The 9,604-nt window shown below is 64.9% G+C and carries 11 protein-coding genes and 2 pseudogenes; 9 read left to right on the forward strand and 4 right to left on the reverse strand.

Annotated features, from left to right (window positions below):
• The 3 genes from QOI01_RS07310 to QOI01_RS07320 all read right to left on the reverse strand — a co-directional run.
• Window positions 1-390 (reverse strand): gamma-glutamyltransferase (locus tag QOI01_RS07310; protein ID WP_526379512.1); only part of this gene is annotated, 390 nt, incomplete at its 3' end.
• Between the two features lie 183 nt (window positions 391-573).
• The gene (locus QOI01_RS07315) at window positions 574-870 is read right to left on the reverse strand and encodes a hypothetical protein (protein ID WP_526379513.1); all 297 of its coding nucleotides are present in this window, start codon (window positions 868-870) and stop codon (window positions 574-576) included.
• 387 nt (window positions 871-1,257) lie between these two features.
• Window positions 1,258-2,034: an acyl-CoA dehydrogenase family protein gene (locus tag QOI01_RS07320; protein ID WP_526379514.1), complete on the reverse strand. Its 777-nt coding sequence runs from the start codon at window positions 2,032-2,034 to the stop codon at window positions 1,258-1,260.
• On the opposite strand from QOI01_RS07320, the gene QOI01_RS07325 reads away from it, so the two are divergent.
• The 9 genes and pseudogenes from QOI01_RS07325 to QOI01_RS07365 all read left to right on the forward strand — a co-directional run.
• Entirely contained in the window at window positions 1,975-2,244 is a 270-nt protein-coding gene (locus QOI01_RS07325; protein WP_526379521.1) for an AMP-binding enzyme, read from the forward strand. The two genes, QOI01_RS07320 and QOI01_RS07325, sit on opposite strands and share 60 nt — an antisense overlap.
• A 158-nt stretch (window positions 2,245-2,402) precedes the next feature.
• Window positions 2,403-3,155 carry an alpha/beta fold hydrolase gene (locus QOI01_RS07330; RefSeq protein WP_526379515.1) on the forward strand — a complete coding sequence of 251 codons (753 nt, stop codon included), beginning with the start codon at window positions 2,403-2,405 and terminating at the stop codon, window positions 3,153-3,155.
• Window positions 3,152-3,970 (forward strand): annotated as a pseudogene (locus QOI01_RS07335) (FAD-dependent oxidoreductase). Before QOI01_RS07330 ends, QOI01_RS07335 begins: the two are co-directional and overlap by 4 nt.
• A 32-nt stretch (window positions 3,971-4,002) precedes the next feature.
• On the forward strand, window positions 4,003-5,094 hold the full coding sequence (locus QOI01_RS07340; protein WP_526379516.1) for a methyltransferase: 1,092 nt from the start codon (window positions 4,003-4,005) through the stop codon (window positions 5,092-5,094).
• 120 nt (window positions 5,095-5,214) lie between these two features.
• Window positions 5,215-5,919, forward strand: coding sequence for an alpha/beta fold hydrolase (locus QOI01_RS07345; protein ID WP_526379517.1), 705 nt, complete (start codon window positions 5,215-5,217; stop codon window positions 5,917-5,919).
• A gap of 66 nt (window positions 5,920-5,985) precedes the next feature.
• Window positions 5,986-6,846: an LLM class F420-dependent oxidoreductase gene (locus tag QOI01_RS07350; protein WP_526379518.1), complete on the forward strand. Its 861-nt coding sequence runs from the start codon at window positions 5,986-5,988 to the stop codon at window positions 6,844-6,846.
• Between the two features lie 287 nt (window positions 6,847-7,133).
• Complete coding sequence (locus QOI01_RS07355) at window positions 7,134-7,529, forward strand: tautomerase family protein (protein ID WP_526379519.1); 396 nt, start codon at window positions 7,134-7,136, stop codon at window positions 7,527-7,529.
• A gap of 24 nt (window positions 7,530-7,553) precedes the next feature.
• Window positions 7,554-7,811 (forward strand): SDR family NAD(P)-dependent oxidoreductase, encoded by a 258-nt coding sequence (locus tag QOI01_RS07360; protein WP_526379522.1) that lies wholly within the window; start codon window positions 7,554-7,556, stop codon window positions 7,809-7,811.
• Window positions 7,763-7,930: pseudogene (locus QOI01_RS07365) on the forward strand (SDR family NAD(P)-dependent oxidoreductase); the annotation flags it as partial. The gene QOI01_RS07360 and the pseudogene QOI01_RS07365, both read left to right, overlap by 49 nt.
• A 344-nt stretch (window positions 7,931-8,274) precedes the next feature.
• Here the strand turns inward: QOI01_RS07365 and QOI01_RS07370 are convergent.
• Window positions 8,275-9,300: an NAD-dependent epimerase/dehydratase family protein gene (locus QOI01_RS07370; protein WP_526379520.1), complete on the reverse strand. Its 1,026-nt coding sequence runs from the start codon at window positions 9,298-9,300 to the stop codon at window positions 8,275-8,277.
• Window positions 9,301-9,604: the final 304 nt, after the last annotated feature.

Below are 9,604 nucleotides of genomic sequence, written 5' to 3' on the forward strand. Positions count from 1 at the left end.
CAACCTGCCGAACCGGGCGTGCAACTCCACCCAGGCCGATACCGCGCCCGGCACGGTCACCGAATTCCAGCCCCGCACCGGAACCGCACCGCCACGGAAATACTCCGGCGTCCAGGCTGCCGGCGAACGGCCAGAGGCATTCAACCCGTGCAACCTCTCCCCGTCCCACACGATGGCGAAGGCGTCCGAACCGATGCCGTTGGACACCGGCTCGACCAAGGTCAGGGTGATCGCGGCGGCCAGCGCCGCGTCGACCGCGCTGCCGCCGTCGGCGAGCATCGCCAGGCCAGCCTGCGCGGCCAGCGGCTGGGACGTGCACACGACGTTGGGCGCCAGCACGGGTTTGCGTGGCCACGCGTAGGGCAGTTCCCACGAGAACGGGACGGTCATCGGTGCAATCCTAGGTGCCCGGTACTCACCAAAGCGCTGCGCGAAGCCAGCGAATTCTCTTGGAGAGCGGCGGACGGCACGCGCCGGTGAGTGTCACCGGCGCGTGCCCGGCTCTGGTGAGCGGCACTTCACGCATCAATCGCGGTGTCGGCTGACCGGCGGTCATCGCGAGGTGGTTGATCGCTACCGGTACCAACCCCACGGCCAGTAACCCTGCCAGCCGCCGCCCCAGCCTCGATCGCCGTGCCAGCCACCGCGGCCACCGCCCCAGCCACCACCGTGGAAGCCGCCACCCCCGTGGCCGCCGCCGCCGCCGTGCCCGGCCGCGACGATATGGCCGGTCATGGCCGCCGGTGCTGCTGCCATGACTGCCGACTGAGCCGGAGCCGGGTCCGCCATGGCCGCTGGTGCTGCGGCGATGGCAAGCGCGGCAGCGCCCGCCGCCAACGCCGATGTCATGTACTTCAATCCGATTCGCATGGTGACACTCCTTCGAAAGTCAAATAGTCCTTGCCTCTTCCAGAATTGCGACCCAGCGCGGCCATGTCGTCATCGCTGGCACCCATTCATGCTTTCCCGCCAACTGGAATTGGTGCTTACCGGTCACCAACCATGTCCATCGCTACTCACGCTTGCGATGCACCCACCTCAAGTCAGTAGTGGTTCCCGCCGTGGTCGTCAGGAACACCGTCTCCTCGACGCGGTTATGCGGCAGGGGCGCCCTGGCAGCGCGCCGCGTACGTGCGGTAGCGCGCGAGGGTGGCCGGCTGGACGCCGGTCAGGTTGTCGATGTGGGTGTTGATCCATTCGGTGAGCTACGCGAAGTGCTTCCCGATCTCGACCCGTTCGATGACGCGCAGTGCTTCGTCACGGGCTGCGAACGCTGTGTGCGCTGGCTGAGAGCAGCGCCCAACAGACCCGCGTTCCGTGTTGCCCGCGTAGCGAGCGACAACGGCATGTCCGGCGATGCCGACATGACGGCTGCCGTTGAGGCACCGACTGAGCACCGCGCTGGCTAACGCAAGACGACGTCGACACCATTACATAGGCAATAACATCGACCTCATTAGCCTTGGCCCTGCAGTAATAGAGCTCAATGTCGCACTCCTCCATGAACCCGTATCCTCCGTGGACGTGCAGACTGTGCGCCGTCGCCTGATATGCCGTTTCGGCGGCGAAGACGAACGCCATCGCCGCCAGTACGCCAGCGTCATCATGCGCGGAATCCATTGCCCAACAAGCCTTGTGGTCCAGCAATTGGGCCCCGTGCAGCGCCGCTACGGCGTCGGCGAACGGATGTGCGGCCGCTTGATACATCCCGATCGGCTGACCGAACGCCTCGCGCACGACCGCGTAGCGGGAGCCGATTCCGACGGCCTCGGAGGCCAACCCCACCAGGTGCGCGGGCAGATTCTGATGAGCGGGATCTGCAAACAGGAACGCCACGACGCGTTCACCGCGGACGGCTGGTACGACACCGGGGACCGCGGATTCTTCGACGCCGCAGGACATCTGCACTTCACCGGCCGCGCCAGTGCGCTCATCAAGACCGCCGGATCGAACATCTGACCTAACCGAAGTCGAATCGGTACTGGACGCCATGCCCGGAGTACTGCACAAAGCTTCGTCGTAGCCGTACCGCATCCCGTGCGTGGCCAGGTCGTCGGCGCCGCGGTTGTACCCGCGCACGGCGCCCGGCTATCCGCCGAAGCCATTGGCGCCCACGCCCGCGCCAATCTGTCGGGCTTCAAGGTGCCGACGGTGGTCGAGGTGATTGCCGAAAGCGAACTGCCGATGTTGCCTACCGGCACGATCGACCGCCAGGCACTAGTCGGTTTGTTGACAGCGGATTGATGCTGCCGATGGCAGGAACCTCTCCGTAATCGGTGGCACTGCAGAAAGATCTCTGCCCTGTCCGATGAACCACACGCGGTTCTACACCGTGTCAATGACGGAAACCGTGACCATGTGGTCATGGCACTGATGTTCGGTGATCGCCGCGGGGAGTGACTTTGTCAAGATCGTTTGCACGTGCGCCGGCCGCCGCGCCACCGTTGGTGCTGCTGCATCCTTTGGGCTCGACGGGAGCGATGTCATGGGCGCCACTTGCGGAATCGCTTCGGGGAGCTGGGTATCGTGTCGCAGCGCCGGACCTGCCTGGGCACGGGACCTCCCGCGAGACCTCGTTTACGTGGGAGGGCGCCAGGGCCACGGCCCGTGCCGCAGCCGAGGGATTCGAGCGGGAGAAGCCGGTACTCATCGGCCTTTCCCTAGGGGCGGCGACCGCAATTTACGCCGCCCAGCGTGAGCCGTCCAGCTTCGCCGGTCTAGTCCTCAGTGGCGCGGGCGCCTGCTGGAACGACCGGTACCTCCGGACCGGGTTGACGGCGGCGGCTGGCATCGGAGCGCTCTCGGCAGCGGTTGGCCGCCGCGAATTGCTGGCTCACGCCGCAGGTGTACGCGGCCGTGAAATCCTGACCGCTGCCCGCACGGCCCACGTCGCACCCGCCCAACTGTGGCGAGCCGCACAGCAGTTGATGCGGTTTGACGTGCGCGAGATACCTCCACCGCCGATACCGAGCGTCGTCATCGTGCTCACCGACGACCGGCGGATGCCGCCCGGGCTGCAGCGGGCACTCGCCAGATACTTGGGCTGCCCGCACGTCGACGTCGCCGCTGACCATGATGCACCGATCCGCCAGACCGACCGGTTCTTCGGGGGCGTGCAGACCGCGCTCAGGTTGTTAACCGAAAGATCACCATGACCACCACACAGGTCTGCGACAGCCGCGACGCAGTTGTCATCGGGGCCGGCCCTGCCGGACTCGCTGTCGCACGCGAGCTCGAGCATCGGCACTACATCAAAACGCTCGTCGTCGATCGTGCAGCGGCACCAGCCATTTCGTAGCGCACGCGCCATGACAACTTCCGCCTCAACACCACCGGGTTCATGTCGCATCTGCCCGGACAGCGGATTCCCTTGACCGCCGACCGCTGGCCGACCCGCGAGGACATGGTTCGTTATTTCGACGACTATGTGCGGCCCGACTTCGTCAGGCCGGAACGTCCGATCGACATGATCCGGTTCAATTCCGCAGGATGGTCCGACTTGGTCGATCAAGTACTCGCGACATTGACCGACGACGATCTGGCCGCTTCGCCGTTCCCGCATTTTCGGCATCCGATTCCCCGCTCGCCGCGCCAGGGCGCGGTGACGTTGCTCGGAGATGCCGCGCACACGATGCCGCCCATCCTCGCGCAGTGGACCAATCAGGCGCTGCTCGACACGATGGTGTTGTGCAGGGCACGCTCGGATTTCCGAAATCCAGCGATCGGCAGTAGCGGTGAGCTCTCGACCGCGCTGCGCTGGTATGAGAAGACCAGGCGTCGCAGGCTCACCGCTGTCTCCTGGGTGACGTCGCGGCAGATGTCCCAGAGTGAGGCGGTGTTGAAACCGGCCGCCATGACCTCGGACTCGTTTGGCACCTGGGCGATGACGACGTTTCTGCGTTCGATAATCCACAGGCGGATATCAGCCGAAGTCAACCGAGACGTTTCTAGCCGGCTTGTCCGCAGCTGATGACCATTGCTACGACTGTGAAGGTTCACGCGATGTCGACGACCGCCAAGGTGCCACCCGCCAAGCTGGCCCGCGTTGTCGAGCGGATTCGCCACCTGTATCGGCTCCATCAACGGCTGACACCCGCGCCTGCAGCGATGATCGAGATGATCCTCGCGGGTTGGACGTCGCAGGCGATCACCGTGGCGGCCCAACTCGGGGTCGCCGATGCCCTCGCCGACGGCCCGTTGCCGATCGACGAGTTGGCGGCGCGGGTGGATGCGGACGCGGACGCACTGCGCCGGCTGCTGCGGGCGTTGATCAGCAGGGGCGTCTTCCGTCATCGCCGCGACGGTCGCTACGAGTTGAATTCCCCTGCCGACACCCTGCGTTCGGATGCACCGGCGTCGATGACTTCGGCGGCGCGGTTCTACGGGTCGGCCGAGCAGCGCGAACGCTGGACCCTGCTGGTGGATTCGGTCCGAAACGGGACGTCGGTCGTCCCGGCATTGCGCGGCAAGTCGAGCTTCGACTACTTCGCCGAGGAGCCCGAGCTCGCTGAACTCTTCAACCAGACCATGACGAGCGTGTCGGCGCTGACGGATGCGACCGTTGTCGCCGGCTATGACTTCAGCGCCTACCCGACGATCGTCGACGTGGGAGGCGGGCATGGCACACTGCTGGCCGCCATCCTGGCGGCGGCGCCGGCCTCGCGCGGCGTCCTGTACGACCTGCCGCTGGTCGTCGCGGATGCCCCAAAGCTATTGCGGGAGCAGGGTGTCGCCGACCGGGTTGTCATTGCTGAGGGGTCGTCCTTCGACAGCGTTCCTGGCGATGGCGACGCCTACGTCCTCAAGAACATCATTCACGACTGGCCAGACGTGATGGCGGTGGGTATTCTGCGTAACGTTCGCGCGGCAGCCGCCCCCCGAGCGACGCTGTTGCTGGTGGAATTCGTCATCCCCGAGCACGACCGTGACTTCCCGGGTAAACGGGTTGATCTGGAGATGCTGCTGAACTTGGGCGCCCGTGAACGCACCGCAGCCGAGTACAAAGACCTGCTCAGCCAAGCCGGGTTCCGTATGACGCGGGTGGTACAAACGGCGGCTTCGCCCCTCAGCGTGGTGGAGGCCAGAGCCGCGTAAGTACACCGAGCGGAACGCAAGAGCTGATCCGTTTGATTGGCATGGGAGGAAGTATTAGTGAACGGTCCTGTTGTGAGAGTTGATGATCCGCGATCGGAGACAAAGGACTCATACACGTTCGTGCTGGTACATGGAGGTTGCCACGATGGCTCCCTCTGGCAGCCGGTTATCGAACGGCTGGAGCAGCTTGGCCACACGGCATACAGCCCGACTGTGGCGGGACACGGCAAAGGGGTTCCTAAGAACGTCACCCATGCCGACGAGACCCAATCCATCGTGGACTTCATCGTGGGTAGGGACCTAACAGACTTCATATTGGTGGGCCACGGCTACGCAGGCACCATCATCAGCAAGGCGGCGGAGTCCATCCCGGAACGCGTTCGCCGCCTGGTCTTTTGGAGTGCATATGTCCTCAATGACGGCCAAAGCGCGCTCGAAATGCTGCCAGATACTATTGAGCTGCTCACGCAGATGGCGGCTGACTCTGCCGACAACACCTTCATGATCCCCTTCGACATGTGGCGCGAGGTGTTCATCAATGATGGCGAACCCGATCTTGTGCAGCGTGCCTACGACCAGCTTTCCTCAGAGCCGTTTGGGCCGTGGGCCGAGCCGTTGAAAATGGAGAAGTTCCATTCGCTGCAGATTCCACGCAGCTTCCTCGTCGGGACTGAAGACATGGTGGTGTCACCCGGCGATTTGGGCTCCCGCATGTCAAGTCGACTCGGAAAGTTTCGGTTGGTCCAGATGCCGGGGAGCCACGAGGCAATCTTTACGAACCCAATCTGCGTTGCTGACAAGTTCATCGAAGCCGGACGCGATTAGACGTGGAGGCCCGCGCCTCGCGCCGACGGTAGCGTGAGGCTGTCGGTGAGTGGAGAGGATGACCAGATGGATCTGTCGGGCGTTGGCGTATGGAGCTCCCAACTGCGCTACGGCGATCCCAACCAAGCCACCGAAGCCGCCGCCGAACTCGACGAGCTCGGCTTCACCGCGCTGTGGATTCCCGACGCAGGCGGTCCGGTGCTCGATTCGGTCGACCACCTGCTGGCGTCGACCAAACAGGTCGTGATCGCAACGGGAATCCTCAACCTTTGGATGCACGAGCCATCGGATGTCGCCGCGCGGTACGCATCCACTACCAAGACGCACGGTGACCGGTTCCTCCTGGGCATCGGTTGCAGCAACTCCGCGCTCGTCGACTCCCTGGAACCCGGGCGCTTCCGCAAGCCGCTGGCCGCCACGCGGTCGTTCCTCGACGCCTTGGACGCCGCCGAGCAGCCGGTGCCCATGGAGAATCGGGTGCTCGCGGCGGCCGGCCCGAAGATGCTGGAGCTGTCCGCAACGCGTACCCGCGGCGTCCAACCGTACCTCGGCACACCCGACGACACGCGCCAGGCCAGAGAGGTGCTTGGCGACGCTCCCCTGCTCCTACCCGAGCTGACCGTCGTGCTGACCGAGAACCGTGACGAAGCCCGCGCCATCGGAACCGATTGGCTGCGTGCCTACATCGGGTTGCCGAACTACGCCAACAGGTTGTTGCGCGCCGGCTTCACGGCCGACGACGTGTCGTCGGTCAGCGACCGGGTGTTCGACGCGATCATCGCGTGGGGCGACGAGGAGGCCGTCCGGCGCCGGATCGAGGAGCATCGCGCGGCCGGAGCGGACCACGTGTGCGTGCAAGTCCTCACCGCCGACCCAGGGGAAATCCCGCGTGAGCAGTGGCGCCGCCTAGCCGCCGCGCTTCTATAGCGGCACCAGATACGGCGCCAAGGCCATCAGCTTCTCGGAGGTCTCTTCGAATTCACGGTCAGGCGTCGATGACGCCGGCGCCGGCAGGCCGCCAGGTCTGGCCGTCGGAGTCGTAGACTCGAGCGTAGCGCCAGCCTCGCGCGGCATAGAAACGTCAAGCATCATCCGACGTCATACCGTTCCGACGTGGAGCTGGGGCTGGTCAGCGGCCCCTCCTGCGTGCGCGATTACGATCAACACCTCCCACGTGCAGACCGCCTGCTGCGGGCCAAGAAAAGGGGAAATCCATGCCACTTTTCACCGTCACGATGCGCTCCGGGAGAACGGTGACCGAACAGGACGCAATATCAGCCGCCATACATGAAGCCAGCGTCAGCGCTGGTTATCCAGAGGACGACCACTTCCAGAGGTTCATCTCGTTGGAAGAAGCCGAGCTTCGCATCAGCCCGCTGTATCCGGATCTGCAGAAGCCTCGCAGCGAGCATGTCCTGATGATCGAGGTCCTGGTCTCGTCAGGGACTGAACAAGACAGGAAGCGCTCGCTCCTTTCCGCGATCGTGGGTCGCCTACATGCGGCAGGCACGGACCCAAACGACGTGATGGTCTTCTTCGGCGAGATCGACCGTGCCAGTAGTTCCTTCGGTGGCGGCCGTCCCGCCCGGCCTGTCGAGGTGCGGCCTTAGGCCTACCCGGATCGCTTACAACCGCTGGCCCTCGACGTCACCGACGTAGCGGCCGCCGGCGCGGCGCTCAGCGAAGCCCGCCGGCGGTTCGGCCGCCTCGACGTCATCGTCAACAACGCGGGCTACGCCAACGTCTCACCCATCGAGACCGGATCTGACGACGTGGCTCGCCACCAACTCGCGACGAGGACTTCCGGGCCCAGTTCGAGACCAACTTCTGGGGTGTCTACAACGTGTCGAAGGCGGCCATCCCCGTGCTGCGAGAACAAGGCGGCGGATTGATCATGCAGTTCTCGTCGATGGGCGGCCGCGTCGGCGGCTCTCCCGGCATCGCCTCCTACCAGGCGGCCAAATTCGCGATCGACGGCTTGAGCCGCGTGCTGCAGACCGAGACCGCGCCGTTCGGCATCAAGGTGATCGTCATAGAGCCGAGCGGTTTTCGCACCGACTGGGCAGGGTCGTCGATGACCGTCCGGGCCGTCCCGGAGGAGTACGCCGAGATACTCACCTGGCGTGGGGAGGGCAGTGGCGTTGCGGCCGGGGACCCGGACCGGGCGCCCGAAATAGTCGTCAAGGTCGCGAAGCGTCGCGATATTCCCCGCAATCTGCCTCTTGGAGTGAACGCGTCGGAGGGCTCGATACGGCTCGACCAGGAGCGTCTTGCCGAAGACCGCAAGCGGTCAGCAGTCAGCAGGTCAGCCGATTACGCCGAGCGGTCATCGCTTTCCTCCGGTTCAGCGGCCGGCTATGTGTTCGCGTATGAGCCGAAGGCGATGTCGTCGACGATGTCTGTCCGTTTGGGCGACCAGTCGAGGAGCTCGCGCGTCCTGTCTGAGGACAGGCGCTTGTTCAGCGACAGGCTGATACCCGATGCTGCGCTGGGCGGTGGGGTGAACGAGCCGCCGATGTTCCCGACTGTGTCGGCGTCGATGCCAAGCATCTGCAACAGCGAGAGGCTGTCGGTGTGCTCGTCTGTTCCGATCATCCGGTTGATGGCGCGGGCCAGGTCGCGCTGGGTGACATCGGCGGCGACGCCATGCAGGATCGCCCCGTGCGGCGCGAGTTCAGCTGCCAGGCAGAATAACTCGGCCAGATCCTCAACGTGCACGTAGCTCTGAGTGGTCCCACCGCTTCCCCAGTGACCGGCGTGACCCTCCTTCCGAGCCCGGTCGATCAAAGACCTGAGGTCCGAATTGCCGCCGCGTCCGTAGACCAACCCAGGTCGTACCACGACACCGCGCACGTCCCCGGCGGCCAGGACGGCCCGTTCGGTCTCGACGCGAGCGGCCATCGCCGCCCCGAAGCCGACGGCCAGCAACGGGTGCACGCCGGCCGATGCGGGCGCGAAAACCGATGCCGGAAGCGGCAAGCGGGTGCCTTCGTCGTAGACGGTGCCGGTGGCGTCACCCCCGTTGAAGACCCCGAAGACCGCGGACCCACTGGTGAAGACCAGGGCGCCGCCGTGATCAGTGAGCGCCTCCCGCATGGCGCGTACCGCCTCACCGTCCCGGGCGAAGGCCGCTTGGTCCCCGCTCGCCCCGCCGACGCTGGCGGTGCTCACCACGACGTCGGGTTTGGCCTCGCGAACGGCGTTGGCCAGGCTCACCGGGTCGCCGAAGTCGCCCATAACAGGCTCGATGCCGCGCTTGAGCAGTCCATTGGCGGACTGCTCGGATCGGGCCAGTCCCAGGACTTGATGACCTCGCACGACCAGTTCCTCTGCCGCGGAGATGCCGAGGTAACCGGTGGCGCCGGTGACAAGAACCTTCATGATTTTCCCTCTCGCAGAGTGACTGTGGAGTTTTCGTGTTGCGGTTAGGGCAGGTCGATCCGGACCGTGTCGAGCCGGTCGAACATCACTTGGTGGGCTCGTCCCAACGCGCCCGCGTGGGTGTGCTCGACGTGGTCCGTAGCGTCTCGAACGAGAATGTGTCATCCTCGAAAAGGAACTTCATCGCGTGCTCCTCAAGCTGGCGTTTACTTTCGTTTCCTCCGGTCCAGATGCACTCGGTTCCCAAGAAGTTCGAAATTTCAACCCGCTGACTAATTTAGTGTGTCGGTAAGGAGCGGCCGTG

Source organism: Mycobacterium sp., from assembly GCF_032162605.1.
Taxonomy (GTDB): Bacteria; Actinomycetota; Actinomycetes; order Mycobacteriales; family Mycobacteriaceae; genus Mycobacterium.